The 14,299-nt window shown below is 68.9% G+C and carries 14 protein-coding genes and 1 tRNA gene; 7 read left to right on the top strand and 8 right to left on the bottom strand.

Annotation, left to right across the window (positions count from 1 at the left end; genetic code table 11):
- Window positions 1–115 precede the first annotated feature (115 nt).
- The 4 genes from msrB to ABC347_RS13525 are packed head-to-tail and all read right to left on the bottom strand — an operon-like array spanning window position 116 to window position 3,395.
- Window positions 116–520 (bottom strand): peptide-methionine (R)-S-oxide reductase MsrB, encoded by a 405-nt coding sequence (gene msrB / locus ABC347_RS13540; RefSeq protein WP_413246246.1) that lies wholly within the window; start codon window positions 518–520, stop codon window positions 116–118.
- Between the two features lie 30 nt (window positions 521–550).
- The gene (locus ABC347_RS13535; protein WP_413246245.1) at window positions 551–1,663 is read right to left on the bottom strand and encodes an NAD(P)/FAD-dependent oxidoreductase; all 1,113 of its coding nucleotides are present in this window, start codon (window positions 1,661–1,663) and stop codon (window positions 551–553) included.
- Complete coding sequence (locus ABC347_RS13530) at window positions 1,642–2,331, bottom strand: methyltransferase domain-containing protein (protein ID WP_413246244.1); 690 nt, start codon at window positions 2,329–2,331, stop codon at window positions 1,642–1,644. The genes ABC347_RS13535 and ABC347_RS13530 overlap by 22 nt, the downstream gene beginning before the upstream one ends.
- The gene (locus ABC347_RS13525; RefSeq protein WP_413247066.1) at window positions 2,328–3,395 is read right to left on the bottom strand and encodes a type III polyketide synthase; all 1,068 of its coding nucleotides are present in this window, start codon (window positions 3,393–3,395) and stop codon (window positions 2,328–2,330) included. Before ABC347_RS13525 ends, ABC347_RS13530 begins: the two co-directional genes overlap by 4 nt.
- Window positions 3,396–3,542: 147 nt before the next feature.
- Here ABC347_RS13525 and ABC347_RS13520 point away from each other — a divergent pair, with 147 nt between their 5' ends.
- The 3 genes from ABC347_RS13520 to ABC347_RS13510 are packed head-to-tail and all read left to right on the top strand — an operon-like array spanning window position 3,543 to window position 6,355.
- The gene (locus ABC347_RS13520; RefSeq protein ID WP_413246243.1) at window positions 3,543–3,800 is read left to right on the top strand and encodes a DUF6356 family protein; all 258 of its coding nucleotides are present in this window, start codon (window positions 3,543–3,545) and stop codon (window positions 3,798–3,800) included.
- A 36-nt stretch (window positions 3,801–3,836) separates the two neighbouring features.
- The gene (locus ABC347_RS13515) at window positions 3,837–5,180 is read left to right on the top strand and encodes an FAD/NAD(P)-binding protein (RefSeq protein WP_413246242.1); all 1,344 of its coding nucleotides are present in this window, start codon (window positions 3,837–3,839) and stop codon (window positions 5,178–5,180) included.
- Window positions 5,177–6,355: a BaiN/RdsA family NAD(P)/FAD-dependent oxidoreductase gene (locus ABC347_RS13510; protein ID WP_413246241.1), complete on the top strand. Its 1,179-nt coding sequence runs from the start codon at window positions 5,177–5,179 to the stop codon at window positions 6,353–6,355. Before ABC347_RS13515 ends, ABC347_RS13510 begins: the two co-directional genes overlap by 4 nt.
- On the opposite strand, the gene ABC347_RS13505 is transcribed toward ABC347_RS13510, so the two are convergent.
- The 4 genes from ABC347_RS13505 to ABC347_RS13490 form a co-directional block, all read right to left on the bottom strand.
- Complete coding sequence (locus ABC347_RS13505) at window positions 6,352–9,255, bottom strand: PAS domain-containing protein (RefSeq protein WP_413246240.1); 2,904 nt, start codon at window positions 9,253–9,255, stop codon at window positions 6,352–6,354. The genes ABC347_RS13510 and ABC347_RS13505 overlap by 4 nt on opposite strands.
- Window positions 9,256–9,345: 90 nt before the next feature.
- A tRNA-Leu gene (locus ABC347_RS13500) sits at window positions 9,346–9,432 on the bottom strand.
- A gap of 80 nt (window positions 9,433–9,512) precedes the next feature.
- Window positions 9,513–10,616, bottom strand: a complete 1,104-nt coding sequence (locus ABC347_RS13495) for a 6-phosphofructokinase (RefSeq protein ID WP_413246239.1) — start codon at window positions 10,614–10,616, stop codon at window positions 9,513–9,515.
- A 15-nt stretch (window positions 10,617–10,631) separates the two neighbouring features.
- On the bottom strand, window positions 10,632–11,324 hold the full coding sequence (locus tag ABC347_RS13490) for a zinc-ribbon domain-containing protein (RefSeq protein ID WP_413246238.1): 693 nt from the start codon (window positions 11,322–11,324) through the stop codon (window positions 10,632–10,634).
- A 154-nt stretch (window positions 11,325–11,478) separates the two neighbouring features.
- On the opposite strand from ABC347_RS13490, the gene ftsE reads away from it, so the two are divergent.
- The 4 genes from ftsE to ABC347_RS13470 are packed head-to-tail and all read left to right on the top strand — an operon-like array spanning window position 11,479 to window position 14,298.
- A complete protein-coding gene (gene ftsE, locus ABC347_RS13485) occupies window positions 11,479–12,192 on the top strand; it encodes a cell division ATP-binding protein FtsE (RefSeq protein ID WP_413246237.1) in 714 nt (237 codons plus the stop codon).
- Window positions 12,189–13,076 (top strand): cell division protein FtsX, encoded by an 888-nt coding sequence (locus ABC347_RS13480; RefSeq protein ID WP_413246236.1) that lies wholly within the window; start codon window positions 12,189–12,191, stop codon window positions 13,074–13,076. Before ftsE ends, ABC347_RS13480 begins: the two co-directional genes overlap by 4 nt.
- Window positions 13,073–13,603 carry a YdcF family protein gene (locus ABC347_RS13475; protein ID WP_413246235.1) on the top strand — a complete coding sequence of 177 codons (531 nt, stop codon included), beginning with the start codon at window positions 13,073–13,075 and terminating at the stop codon, window positions 13,601–13,603. The genes ABC347_RS13480 and ABC347_RS13475 overlap by 4 nt, the downstream gene beginning before the upstream one ends.
- Window positions 13,603–14,298, top strand: coding sequence for a lysophospholipid acyltransferase family protein (locus ABC347_RS13470; RefSeq protein ID WP_413246234.1), 696 nt, complete (start codon window positions 13,603–13,605; stop codon window positions 14,296–14,298). Before ABC347_RS13475 ends, ABC347_RS13470 begins: the two co-directional genes overlap by 1 nt.
- Window position 14,299: the final 1 nt, after the last annotated feature.

Here is a 14,299-nt window from a genome sequence, read left to right as displayed (position 1 = left end):
AGGCGCCACCGCGATCGGGGGCGTGCGGTCTTGGAACGGGAAGCGGCCATTGCAGGGCTGCGGACTTACGCGAGCCCCGCCCGGGCGGCAAGCGCGCCGCCACGAGCGATTGGCGTCACGCCGCCGGCTTCGCCTTGAAGTCCAGCGATACGCTGTTCATGCAATAGCGCAGGCCGCCATCCTGCGGCGGGCCATCGGGAAAGACATGGCCCAGATGGCCGTCGCACTTGGCGCAGCGCACCTCGACCCGGCGCATCCCATGGCTGATATCGGTATGCTCGGTAACGGCGCCCGGCTCGACCGGTGCCGTGAAGCTTGGCCAGCCGCTGCCCGAATCATATTTCCGGTCGCTCTTGAACAGCAGGTTGCCACAGGCAGCACAGCGATATTCGCCGGGCACCTTGTTGTCATTCCAGTGGCCGCTGAACGCGCGTTCAGTGCCCGCTTCGCGCAGCACATGATATTGTTCGGGGGAAAGGCGCTTGCGCCATTCCTGTTCGGAAAGATCGAGTCGGTCCATATCGTGAATCTGGGGTGCGGCGGCCGTGAGTCAATGCCCTCCGGCCGGTGAATGGCCGCCGATCCGGCTGGATCTGGCCGCCAATCGTGCCAGACCGGGAAAGGCGGCTACCAGCGCCAGCGCCGGACCCCGCAGCGTGGATGATTCAGCCATCCGCCGGGCAGCGCCAGCCACCCGCAGCGGGGTCTGCGCGGTGACGGCGAAAGCCGGCTGGAACCGGGCCGCGGGCTCGCCCCGCAGCACGGCCTGTGCCGCTGCGATGCCGCTCGCCAGCGCGATCGCGACACCGTCGCCGGCCAGGGAGGCGATGACCGCGGCCTGGTCCCCCAGCCGATAAGCCGGATCGGGCGCGGTGCGCGCGCGCCAGCCATAGGGGACGCCGGCGATACTGGCCCAGGGACTGATCGACCGCGCCGCGGCGATGCGCTCGCCGAGTAGCGGGCAATCTCCGGCCAGCGCCGCGATCAGCGACGCCGGATCGCCGCGCGCCTTCGCCAGCCGCGCCTTGCCGATCGACAGGCAGAGATTGACGTCGCCATCTTCCTGCAGCAGCAGCCCGGCATAGCCTTCGTCGAACAGATGCAGCTCGACATAGCCGTCGAGCGCGGCGGCCAACGCCGGTGTCGGATCGAGCGCGGTGCGCAGGCCGATCGCGGTCGGCCAGTGGCCCGTCTGCCGCGTGGCCCCGCGCAACTCATGCTTGCCAGTGGCGATCAGCAGAGCATCGGCCGCGATGCTGCCACCATCGGCAAGCGCGGCAGAGCCCGCCATCGTATCGACCGATCGGACTGCGACGCCGCGTTCGACCCGGACGCCGAGCGCGATCGCACGATCCAGCAGCGCCACATCGAGCCGGCTGCGCGACAGGCCGGCAGCACGGAACGGCAGATCGGTCTCGACGACACGGTTACCGGCGGCGAGGCGGACATGGCCGATCGGTCGCGCGCCCAGGGCCATCGGGTCCAGCCCCAGCGATTCGAGCGCCGCGAGCCCATCCCAGCCCAGGAACCCCCCGCACACCACATCGTGCGCCGCCGACGATCGCTCGAGCAGCAGCGGTTGCAACCCGCCCTGCGCCAGGCCGATCGCCGCCGCCGCCCCCGCCGGCCCGCCGCCGACGATCAGCGCAGCCGTTCGACGCACAGCCGGAACGGGAAGCGGCGCACGATCCGCGCCTGTGTGATGCCGGCCCGCGCAAGGATCGCCACCCAGTCCTCGCGCCGGAAGCTGCGCGCGATCGACAGCGTGCCGTCTTCCCGCACGATCCGGTGCCAGCGCATCAGCCGCGCCAGCAGCGGGTAGCCGGCATGGGCGAACCAGTGCCGGTGAAGATCGTTGACCAGCCAGCCGATCGCCGATTCGTTTTCCATGAAGCGCAGGAAGGCATTGAGCTCAGCATCGCTCATATGATGAGCGACGAAGCTGGAGAGCACCACGTCCCAGCCTTCGCCCGCCAGCGCGGCGCAATCGCCGGTGCGCCAGTCGATCGCCAGGTCGGGCGGCGTCGCGGCCGCGGCAACGGCGGCGCTGCCCGGATTGAGGTCGATGCCGACCAGTTCGAGCGCCAGTCCACGGCTGCGGCCCCAGCGTGCGATCGTGCGCAGCATATCGCCATCGCCGAAGCCGACATCCAGGATCCGCGCAGTCGCCCGCCCGGCCAGCGCTCGCTTCAGGAAGGCCAGCGTGGGGCGGGCGGACAGGGTCAGACGGTTGACCTTGGCGAGATCGGTCAGCACCGCGGCATAGACATCGGCCGGCAGATCGGGCGCGTCCATCTGTTCGGGACGACGATCGCGGACCGCAAGGCTCATCCGGCGCGCTCGAACCGGAAGCCTTCGGCGGCGAGCCCCGGACCAAAGGCCAGGGCCAGGCCATGGCGGGCATCGGGCTGGGCCAGCAGATCGGCCAGCACGAACATCAGCGTCGCAGACGACATATTTCCGAACCGATCGAGCACGCCGCGCGATGCGGCCAGCGCGGATGGGTCGAGCGCCAGCGCTGATGCCACTGCATCGAGGATCGATCGGCCGCCAGCATGCACCGCCCAGGCATCGGGGGCGGGCAGGTCCGCCGGCAACAGGGTATGGCGCAGCCCGGCATCCGCGAGCGCCTGCCCGATCCGTCCCGGCACCTCGCCCGACAAGTGCATCGCAAAGCCGGTATCGCCGATCGCCCAACGGATCAGCGGTGCCGAATCGGGTAGCGTCGCCGCGAACGGCCGCTGGATCGCAAAGCCACGCGGCTCGGCAGTGACCAGTGCCGCCGCCGCGCCGTCGCCGAACTGCAGCATCGCCAGCAACGGTTCGGTCTGGTCGTCCGGCTGGAGATGCAGGGTCGAAAGCTCGACCGTGACGACCAGCACGCGGGCCTGCGGATCGGACCGCACGATGTGGCGCGCGGTGCGCAGCGCCGCGACCGCCGCATAGCAACCCATGAAACCGATCAGCGTGCGTTCCACCGATCCGCCCAGCCCGAGCGCGGCGGCGATCACCTGATCGAGCCCGGGCGCAATGAAGCCGGTGCAACTGGCGACGACCAGATGGCTGATTGCATCGCAATCGACCTGCCGCGCCAGATCCGCGACGGCGGCGAGCGCCAGCGGCGGCGCGTGGCGCGCATAGAGTGCCATCCGCGCGGCGGTGCCTGGCAGGGGATCGACCGCGTAGAAGCCGCCGTCCGCGACCGGTGAGCCACCCGCGGCGGTCGGCGGCAGGACCGACCAGCGATGCGCGATGCCGGATCGGCTTGCCATCCGTGCGAACAGCGCCCGTTCGCGCGGATCAGCAAGCCGATCCGTGGCCCAGGCGATGAAGGCGGCATGGATATCGTGAGTCGGGACCGCGCAGCCGATCGCTTCGATATGGGCGTTGACCAGAGTGCGACCTTTCCCGACATCCGCGGCAGGCGGACAACTCTCCTTGTCGAACGTCCCGGCGTCCAAGTCGAGCCATTCGGGATCGGCGGTCGTCTTGCGCGACTTTTGCCGCTATCATGGCGGGCGATCGCCTTGGAGACGCGCGTGATGTTCGACAGATTGTTCCTTTCCCATCCGCGCAGCATCGGCGAAAGCTTTGTCGAGCATTTCGTGACGGCGGGTCGGTTCGGTGCGATCATGATCGGCGGCGGGCTGGCCTGCATCGTTCACGCCTTCGTCCCCGCGCTATTCCCCCACACCGCGAGCCGCGCGGTCAAGCGACTGCACGGCATCATGGCCGCGCGCCAGCCGAGCCTGCGCGCCGGCTGGCAGGAGCCGAGCTGGCAGATCGAATATGAAATCTAGGGCGCGCTGACTGACCTCTATCCCTAGACACAGGCGATGATCCGCCACGTCGCCATCATCGGAGCCGGCTTTTCCGGCGCACTGCAGGCCATCAACCTGCTGCGCCACGATGGCCCGCGCGCAACGCTGATCGAACGGCGCGGCGCGGTGGCGCGCGGCGTGGCCTATTCGGCCGCGCACCCCGATCATCTGCTGAACGTGCGCGCTGATCGGATGAGCGCGCTGCCCGACCAGCCCGATCATTTCCGGATGTGGCTGGCCAAGCAGGGGCTCGATGCGGACGGCTTCGTACCCCGGCTGGTCTATGGCGACTATCTGGCGGCGCTGCTGGCCGAGACGGTCGCACGCGATCCCGATCGGCTGCGGATCGTGCAGGGTGACGTGATCGATGTCGAGCAGTGCGCGGATGGCGTGGCGCTGGCCCTCGACGATGGCAGCACGATCACTGCCGATGCCGCAGTGCTGGCGATGGGCAATCTGCGCCCGCACGAGCCGGCCGGAATCGCCGCCGCGCGGCTGGGGGCGGACGTCTATGCCCCGGATCCGTGGCGCGCAGACATCACCGCAGGGCTGGAGGATGGCGATCGGGTGCTGGCGATCGGCACCGGATTGACGATGATCGATGTCGCGCTGCTGCTGGAGGCGAACGGCTTCGGCGGGCAGATGATCGCGATGTCGCGACGCGGTCTGGTGCCGCGCGCCCATGGCCAGGCCGCGCCGCGCGGGTTGAGCGAGCGACCACCGCTGACCGCGACCGCGCTGCTGCGCGCGGTACGGGCGCGGGCGCGGCTGATCGGCTGGCGCAGTGCAGTGGACGAGCTGCGGCCCTACACCCAGGACATGTGGCTGGCGGCCGAGCCTGCCGAACGGGCCCGCTTCCTGCGCCATCTGCGCCCTTGGTGGGATGTGCATCGGCACCGGCTGGCCCCGATCGTCGATGCGCGAATCTCGGCGCTCCGGGCAGGCGGGCGGCTCGATGTGGTCGCCGGCACGCTGCTGGCGGCCGAGCCCCAGGGGCGCGGCGCGCGGGTGACGTGGCGGCCGCGCGGCGGTGATGCGATCGAGACGATGGACGTACGGCGGATCGTGAACTGTTCCGGGCCGCAGGGCGATCTTGCGCGCAGCGAGGAGCCGCTGCTGACCCGGCTGGCGACGCGCGGCCTGATCCGGCCCGACCGGTTCAGGCTGGGGCTGGACGTTGACATGCAGGCGCGGCTGATCGGCAGCGACGGCACCGCATCCGATCGGCTGTTCGCGCTGGGGCCGATGACGCGGGGCGCATTCTGGGAGATCGTGGCAGTGCCCGACATCCGGGTGCAGACCTGGACGCTCGCCCGTAAGCTTTCCAACGCGCATTGGGTGGGTGGCGAGGGCCTGTGACGGCCGCCACGCATGACGTCATCGTTCTGGGAGCGGGTGCCGCGGGCCTGATGTGCGCCGCGACCGCGGGCCAGCGCGGGCGCCGCGTGCTGCTGCTGGACCATGCCGACAGGCCCGGCAAGAAAATCCTGATCTCGGGCGGGGGCCGCTGCAATTTCACGAATATCGGCACGGCACCCGATCGATTCATCTCGGCCAACCCCCATTTCGCGAAATCGGCGCTGGACCGCTACACGCCCGCCGACTTCCTGGCGCTGGTCGAGGCGCATGGGATCGCCTGGCATGAAAAGACGCTCGGCCAGCTGTTCTGCGACGGATCGGCGCGACAGATCGTGGCGATGCTGGTCGATGAATGCGAGAAGGGTGCGGTCGAACTTCGCTGCGCCACGCCGATCGACGCGGTCGATCGTGACACGCTGTTCCGGGTGCGGAGCGGCGGGCACGACTTTTCCGCGGCGGCGCTGGTGATCGCGACCGGCGGGCCATCGATCCCGAAGATGGGCGCGACCGGCTTCGCCTATGATCTGGCACGGCGGTTCGGGCTGAAAGTGGTCGAGCCGCGGCCTGCGCTGGTGCCGTTGACGCTGGGCCATGACGGGCTGGCATTCCGCGATCTGGCCGGCGTCGCCTTCGATTCGATCGTATCGGCCGGCAAGACGCGCTTCCGGGAGGCCAGCCTGTTCACGCATCGCGGCCTGTCCGGCCCGGCGATCCTGCAGGCCAGCAGCTATTGGCGTCATGGCCAGCCGATCCTGATCGACATGCTGCCAAGTGGCGACGCGCCCGCGCTGCTGCACGCCGCCAAGCGCGCCCGCCCGCGGATCGAGGCACGCACGCTGCTGGCCGAATGGCTGCCCGGCCGGCTGGCGCAGCTGGCGGCGGATCGGCTCGGCCTTGGTGGGTCGCTGGCGGGGCTGACCGATCGCGCGCTGCAGGCGGCGGGCGCCATGCTGAACGGCTGGCCGTTCATCCCCAATGGCAGCGAAGGATTCGCCAAGGCCGAAGTCACGGCCGGCGGGATCGATACGCGCGGTATTTCGTCCCGCACGATGGAAGCGACCGCCGTGCCCGGCCTCTATGCGATCGGCGAAGCGGTGGACGTCACCGGCTGGCTGGGCGGCTATAATTTCCAATGGGCCTGGGCCAGCGGACGCGCCGCGGGCGAGGCCGTCTAGACGTCGTTCTCGTCACCGCCCGCGCAACGTATCGACAGCGCCAGCAGCGCAGTCGTCAACAGGGTGTCGGGCACCGGCCGATCGATCACCCCGACGCACAGATGCCCGCGGTAATGATCGCGCAGGGCTGGCCCGTGCGTATCGCAGGCGATCAGCACCGGCAGATCGTCCCGAATGGCGTGGAGTTCGGCGACCAGCCCCTCGACCTTGCCGAGCGCGGCATGATCCGAGATCAACGCCGCGTCGAAGCGGCCGTTGCTGGCGCGCAGACGCGCGAGCGCCTCGGCAGTATTGCGGGAAACATCGCTGGTGAAACCGAGCCGCCCGATCTGAATGGCCGTGCGCTCCGCCGCGCCCGGATCGGGATCGACGATCAGCACGCGGCGCAGATCGCGACGATCCAGGACGTCGCGCACGCGCGTCGCCAGCGCGCCATAGCTGAACGGCTTGGCCAGGAACGAGACGCCCGATTCAAGCCGCCCACCATGGACGATGGCGTTGCGCGGGTAGCCCGAGGTGAACAGGACGCGCAGCTGCGGATCGGCAGTGCGGGCACGATCGGCCAGCTCGCGGCCGGTCATCCCGGGCATCACGACATCGGTCAGCAACAGGTGGACCCGGGCCTCGCGCGCCAGCAGCCGCAGTGCTTCCGCCCCGTCAGCGGCTTCGATCACGTGATAGCCCAGATCGCGCAGCGTATCGACGGTATAGGCACGTACCTCGGCATCGTCCTCCACCACCAGGATCGTCTCGTCGCGGCTGCCGCGCTCGCCTTCCGCCGCGACGCCGTCATCGATCACGCTGGCATCGCCTGCCAGGCGCGGCAAATAGATGCGCACCGTGGTGCCGTGTCCGGGCTCCGAATAGAGCTTCACATGGCCGCCGGACTGCTTGACGAAGCCATAGACCATCGAGAGGCCGAGGCCTGTGCCCTTGCCCACTTCCTTGGTGGTGAAGAAGGGATCGAACGCGCGCGCGATCGTATCGGCATCCATGCCGGATCCGGTATCCGTGACGCTGATCAGCACATAGCGGCCAGGGCCGATCTCCGCATGGCTGGCGGCGTAATTGTCGTCGATCATCGCATTGCTGGTCTCGATCGTCAGTCGGCCGCCCTGGGGCATCGCGTCGCGCGCGTTCACGCACAGGTTCACCAGCGCGCTTTCCAGCTGGTGCGGATCGACATCGACCGTCCACAGCCCGGCCCCGGCGACGGTTTCCAGCGCGACGAGCTCGCCCAGCGCACGGGTGAGGAGATCGGCCATGCCGGAAATCAGGCGGTTGACGTCGGTCGGCTTCGGCTGCAGCGGCTGGCGACGCGAGAAGGCCAGCAGCCGCTGGGTCAGCGATGCGGCGCGATCCGCACCCTTCAACGCATTGTCCACCGCGCGGCGCAGCCGGGGATCGGCATCGTCGCCGAGCCTGCGGCCGACCAGATCGATATTACCCGTGATGATCGTCAGCAGATTGTTGAAATCATGCGCGATCCCGCCGGTAAGCTGGCCGACGGCTTCCATTTTCTGCGCTTGCCGCAGGGCCTGCTCGACCTGCTCACGCTGCTCGGCTTCCTGGCGCAGCTGATCCAGCGCGCGTGCCAGATCGGCCGTCCGCTCGGCAACCTGCTCCTCCAGCGTCATCCGCGAGCGCGCCAGTTCCTCGCGGGCGGCCACCATCTCCTCGATATCGGTGCAGGTGCCGAACCAGCGCATGATCGCACCTGCCTCGTCGCGCACCGGCTGCGCCCGGCCCAGCACCCAGCGATACAGGCCGCTGTGATGGCGCAGACGATATTCGATATGATAGGTCTCGCCGGTCGCCAGTGAATGCTGCCAGGTCGCCCAGGCGCGCTCCTGGTCATCGGGATGGAACATGCCGTTCCATTCCTCGCCGTCCGTCGATCCATAGGGTACGCCGGTAAATTCGTACCAGCGCCGGTTGTAATAGTCGTGGAAGCCGTCGGGCCGGGTCGACCAGATCATCTGATCGACCGAATCGGTGATCCCCTGCAGCCGGGCCTCGCTCTCGGCGACGGCGGCATTGCTGGCCGCCAAGGCCCGTTCAGCCTTCTTGGTTCCCGACAGATCGAGCATCGCTCCGATCATCCGCACGGGTTCGCCTTCGGGATCGCGCAGCATGTAGCCGCGATCCAGCACGTCGGCATAGCTGCCGTCGGCGCGGCGGAAGCGATATTCGCTGGTCCAGTTGGTGCCGCCGCCGTCGATCACCGCATGAATGTCGTGATCGACCCGTTCGCGGTCGTCGGGATGAATCTGCGCCAGCCACCAGGCCCCGTCGAGGCCGATCTCGTCGAGGCGGTGGCCATAGGCTTCCTCCAGCGCCTCGTTCCAGGTGACGTGATCGGCACGCAGATCCCAGTCCCAGATCGCATCACTGGTCGCGCGGCCGGCCAGCAGCAGCCGATCGCGCGTAGCGCGCAACTCCTCCTCGCTGCGGTCGATCGAGGTCGTTTCGTAAGTGGCGCAGAACATGCCACCGATCGATCCGTCGTCATCCTCGATCGGCGAATAGGAGAAGGTGAAGCTGGTGTCCTCCGGAACGTCGTTACGGGTCACGCGCAGCGGCAGCCGCTCGAAAAAGCTCGGCTCGCCCGCATAGACGCCCTCGATCAGCGGCATCGTCTCCGCCAGGATCTCGGGCCAGACTGCTTCGAACGGCTGGCCGAGCGCCGCCGGATGGCGCTTGCCCAGCAGCGTGGCATAGGCATCGTTGTAGATCATGATCCGGTGCGGCCCCCAGATCAGGAACATCCCGAACTGCGATCGCAGCATCATCTGGGTGACGACGCGCAGCGCCGTCGGCCATTGATCGCGCGGGCCGAGCGGCGTCGCCCCCCAATCCAACGCCTCGACCCGTCGCCCGAGTTCGCCCCCGGCTCTCACGCCCGGCTGGCCCCAAAACTGAAAAGGTCCGGCATATCCGCCGGATGGCAGCGAACGGCGGCCCCGACAAGGCCCGCCGCACGGTTTCGATGGTGCGGTCGAGAAGACTCGAACTTCCACGGCCTTTCGGCCACAACGACCTCAACGTTGCGCGTCTACCAGTTCCGCCACGACCGCACATCGAGAAGGGCCCTGGCGGATGCCGGGGCGCTGGCAGGCGCAGGCCCCTAGCAGAGCATATCCGCCCCCGCAACGCCTCAATAGAGGAACATCGGCATGCCCTCGACCGTCATCAGCCGGGCGCGATAGGCATCGGCATCGTATAGCCCGCCGACATCGACTGTCTTGGTGCCACCCAGCAAGGTATCGATCGGCACCCGCGCATAATTGCCGCCCTTCAGCGCCACCATCTGGCCAGTTGCGTGCTGCTGGATCAGCTGCACCGCGAGGCCGCCGAACGCGAACCCGACCATCCGATCCAACGCATCGGGTTCGCCCGCGCGCATCAGATAGGCCAGTTCCTGAACCACGGTACCGTGGCCGGTGCGCGCCTCGATCTCCTTGGCGAGCCGCTGGCCGACGCCGACCATCGCGCGCTGCGTTGCGGGACGCGAGAGATCCGCGTCGGGCGTATCCGCCTCGCCCGCGATGTCGGCGCCTTCCGAAATCACGCAGACCGCGTAAGCGGCGGGCCGTGACTTCTTGTCGGCGGCAAGCAGCGGCACCAGCCGGTCGAGATCGACCGGCACCTCGGCGATCACGGTGCGATCGACCTGCGCCAGAAACCCCGCCAGCAGCGCCGTCTCACCGGATCGCCGGCCGAACAGTTCGACGACACCGATCCGCTCGTGGCTCTCGATCGTGGTGCGCAGCGCGTTGATCGCCTCGACCGAGCGGCTGACGGCGGTCGAGAAACCGATGCAATAATCGGTGCCGAAAACGTCATTGTCCATCGTCTTGGGGATCGAGACGACGGGGAAGCCCTGCGCCGACAGATGCGCCGAGAAACGCAGCGTGCCATCGCCGCCCAAGGTGATCAGCGCATCGACACCGAGCCGATCGAGCACGTGCAGGACATGCGCGGTGCGATCGCCACCGGGCACGGTGCGCGGATCGGCGCGCGACGTGTGGAGGATGGTGCCGCCCATCCGATCGATGCCGCGCACGGCTTCGCGATCCAGCGGGCGGCTGTTGGCGGCGATGGTGGCCGGATCGGTGGGATCGATCGCCAGGAAACCCTGCCAGCCACGGCGGAAGCCGGTCACGCGCCAGCCGAGATCGATCGCCGAAAGCGTGATCGATCGGATGCAGGGATTGAGCCCCGGCACGTCACCGCCGCCGGTGAGGATCCCGATATGCAAGCCCTGTCCGCCCGATCAGTTCGCGACGCGATCGGCAAAGCTGAGGTTGAGCGCGGACGCACCACGCGGCACATCGACCGCGGCGCTGTCGAAATCGGCGGTGCCGCCCGCCGGCAGCCGATCGACCGGCCGCGCGATCGTCCAGCTGTAGACGGTGCGGCCCGAGGCGTCGCGCAACTCGGCGCGAATGTCAGGCACGGGTTGCGCGCCATCGGTGGGGTTGGTGATGCGGCCCTTCACCTCCAGCAACTCGTTGCCCGATTCCATCGTGCGCCGGCTGGCATCGCCGACGATATCGAGCTTCACGGCCTGACTGACCGGCAGGCCGAGCTGTGCAAGCAGCGCCGGTGAGCCGAACGCCATTACAGCGCCCAGCGCCGCCAGCAGCAGCACGGCCGTCGCCACCGCAGCGATCGTCCACAGCTTCGCCGGATTGCGGCGGGGGCGGAAATCCGGGTCGTCCACCGGCCCGGCGTCCGCCACTGCGACAGGGGGTTCCTCGGCGAACATCGGCGGCATCGGCGGCGGGATCGGCACCGCACCCGAATCCGCCTCGCTGGGCTCGATGCGGGGAGCGAGATCGAGCACCGGTGGGCCTTCGAACCAACTGTGGCGGCACGATGCGCAGCGCACCTGACGGCCATTCGGCCCGATCGCCGCATCGGGAACCAGATAACGGGTCTGGCAGGCTGGGCAGGAGAGGATCATCGCGTTCCGGATAGCCTGGTCGCCCGGCGGATGCCGGATGGCTGCGACTAAGCATCTTGTCGCCGCCCGATGCAAGCCGCAAGGGTGAGCGGGCGCGGTTGCTGCCATGGCGGCAGCCGTGCAAGGCGCCTGGGGCCGAAGAGGGAGGAGCGCGGTGTCGACCATCGTGCAGTTCGAAAATGTCGGCCTGCGCTACGGCACCGGGGCGGAAACGCTGTCGGACATCAGCTTCAGCCTGGCTCCCGGGGCCTTCTATTTCCTGACCGGGCCGTCCGGTGCGGGCAAGACATCGCTGCTCAAGCTCCTCTATCTCGCCCAGCGCCCCAGCCGCGGGCTGATCCGCCTGTTTGGTGAAGATGTCGTGACGCTGCCGCGCACGCGGATGCCCGGATTCCGCCGCCGCATCGGCGTGGTGTTCCAGGATTTCCGGCTCGTCCCCTATCTCTCCGCGTTCGACAATATCGCGCTGCCGCTGCGGGTGGCGGGTGTCGAGGAGGCCGATCTGGAGACGCCGGTGCGCGAGATGCTGGCTTGGGTTGGCCTGTCGGCGCGCGCGACCGCGCGACCCGCGACGCTTTCCGGCGGCGAACAGCAGCGCGTGGCGATCGCGCGCGCGGTGATCGGCCGGCCCGAGATCCTGGTGGCGGACGAGCCGACCGGCAATGTCGATCCCGAGATGGCGAGCCGGCTGCTCCACCTGTTCGATGCGCTGAACAAGCTCGGCACCACCGTGGTGGTCGCCACCCACGACATCCATCTGCTCAGCCGGGTCGGCAATGCGGAGATGATGCGGCTCGATCGCGGGCGGCTGTCCGATCCCACCGGCGCCTTGCGTTATCCGCCGCCACGCGCGACGGCGGCGCCATGAAATTCGCCTTCGGCCCTGCCGCCGCCGATCGCCGCCTGCTGCCCGAAGGCCGGATCGCCGGCCCGATGCCGCTGGTGATCGCGATCATGATGTTCCTAACTGCGCTTGCCGCTGCCGGCGGACTGGGGCTGGGCCACGCCGCGCGTGGGCTGGGATCGGATCTGGCAGAGCGACTGACCGTGCAGATCGTGGCCGCCGATCCTGCCGTGCGCCAGCGGCAGACCAACGCGATCGTCTCGCGCCTCGCGCGCGATCCCGCCGTGCGTCGCGCAGACCGCGTTCCCGATGCGGAACTCGAGGCGATGGTGGCGCCGTGGCTGGGGGCGGAGGGGTTGGGGCGCGAGCTGCCGCTGCCGGCGATGATCGACGTCGACCTGGCCGATCCGGCGCAACGCCAGCGGATCTCGGCGTTGATCCGCGACGCCGCGCCCGCAGCGCGGATCGACGACCATGCAACCACGCTCGCGCCGTTGGCAGGGCTGATCGCCGCGCTGAAATGGCTGGCGGTGGGGCTGGTGGTGCTGATGGCGGCGGCGACCGGCTTCACGGTCGTGCTGGCGGCGCGGGCGGCGCTGAATACCCACCGTGCGACGATCGACGTGATGCACCTGCTGGGCGCGACCGACCTGCAGATCGCCCGCCTGTTCCAGCGGCGGATTGCGCTCGACGCGCTGTTCGGCAGCCTGCTGGGGCTGGGGCTGGCGGTGCTGGTGATCGTGGCGCTGGGCGCGCAGGTGGCGCGACTGGGATCCGAGCTGATCGGATCGATCGCGCTGCCGCCCGCCGCCTGGGTCGCACTGGCGGCGCTGCCGCTGGCCGGCACGCTGCTGGCGATGCTGGCCGCGCGCTGGACGGTCGTGACTGCGCTGAGGCAGATCCTGTGATCGCGCGGATCGCGGCGGCGGCGGCGCTGATCTACCTGCTGGGCTTCGCGCTGTTCGCAGTCACGCTGCCGGGCCCGGCGGGTGATGGCGCGACCGATGCAATCGTTGTGGTGACGGGCGGGCCCGGGCGCGTGCCGCGCGGCCTGGCACTATTGGGCCAAGGTCGTGCGAAACGGATGCTGGTTTCCGGTGCCGACCGGCGCGTGCGACTGGCCGAGCTGGCCGCCGAATATCGTGTCGATCCGGCGTTGGTGGCGGCGCGCGTGGATCTTGGCCGCGAGTCGGTCGATACCCGCACCAATGCCGAGGAGACCGCCGACTGGGTGCGACGCGGCAATTATCGGTCGATCCGGCTGATCACCAATGGCTGGCACATGCCGCGTGCCCGTTATGAAGTGGCGCGCATGCTGCCCGCAGGCGTGACTTTGGTGCCCGATGCGGTACCGGGGGAACCCGGGCTACTGCTGCTGACGACCGAATATACCAAATATCTACTGCGCCGGCTGACCGCGCCATTGGGGCTGTGATGATCTTCCTGCGCTCGCTGCTGTTCACGATCCTGTTCTACCTCGGATCGATCGGGGCCGTGCTGATCGCGCTGGCGATCGCATCGTTCAGCGACAAGGCGGTGCGCGATCATGCCGAACGCTGGGCGCGCTATCACCGCTGGTGCGCGCGCCATATCCTGGGCATCGAGACCCGCGTCGAAGGCACGCTGCCGACCGGGACCGCACTGATCGCCGCCAAGCATCAGTCGATGTACGAGACCCTAGAGATGCTGGTGCTGATCGAATTGCCCGCAGTGGTGGTGAAGCGCGAGCTGGCCGACATGCCCGGCTGGGGCAAGGTGGCGCGGCGTCATGGCGTGATCCCGGTCGATCGTGAAGGATCGTCGAGCGCGCTTCGGCGGATGCTGGCGGCGGCGCGCGCAGCACAGGCCGAGGGGCGATCGATCGTGATCTTTCCGGAAGGAACGCGCGTGCCGCCTGGCGAGACGCCTGCGCTGAAGCCGGGCTTCGCGGGGCTTTATCGGCAGCTTGGCCTTCCGGTCGTGCCGGTCGCGATCGACAGCGGCCGGCTCTATCCCCGGCGCGGCTTCCTCAAATATCCGGGCGTGATCACCTTCCGGTTCGGTGCGCCGATCCCGCCCGGACTGCCGCGCCGCGAGGCCGAGCAGCGCGTCTGGGAAGAGATAAACCGGATCGAGACCGGCGGCGCCTGAG

It is taken from the genome of Sphingomonas canaveralia (assembly GCF_047238125.1).
Lineage (GTDB): Bacteria > Pseudomonadota > Alphaproteobacteria > Sphingomonadales > Sphingomonadaceae > JBDFMH01.
The sequence above is the reverse complement of the archived record's forward strand: the minus strand, read 5'-3'. Positions and strand labels throughout refer to the sequence as shown.

Coding starts and splice junctions, on each gene's coding strand:
- ABC347_RS13520 (WP_413246243.1), top strand. CDS start 3,543: ATGTTCGACAGATTGTTCCTTTCCCATCCGCGCAGCATCGGCGAAAGC.
- ABC347_RS13490 (WP_413246238.1), bottom strand. CDS start 11,324: ATGATCCTCTCCTGCCCAGCCTGCCAGACCCGTTATCTGGTTCCCGAT.
- ABC347_RS13530 (WP_413246244.1), bottom strand. CDS start 2,331: ATGAGCCTTGCGGTCCGCGATCGTCGTCCCGAACAGATGGACGCGCCC.
- msrB (WP_413246246.1), bottom strand. CDS start 520: ATGGACCGACTCGATCTTTCCGAACAGGAATGGCGCAAGCGCCTTTCC.
- ABC347_RS13480 (WP_413246236.1), top strand. CDS start 12,189: ATGAAATTCGCCTTCGGCCCTGCCGCCGCCGATCGCCGCCTGCTGCCC.
- ABC347_RS13515 (WP_413246242.1), top strand. CDS start 3,837: ATGATCCGCCACGTCGCCATCATCGGAGCCGGCTTTTCCGGCGCACTG.
- ABC347_RS13470 (WP_413246234.1), top strand. CDS start 13,603: ATGATCTTCCTGCGCTCGCTGCTGTTCACGATCCTGTTCTACCTCGGA.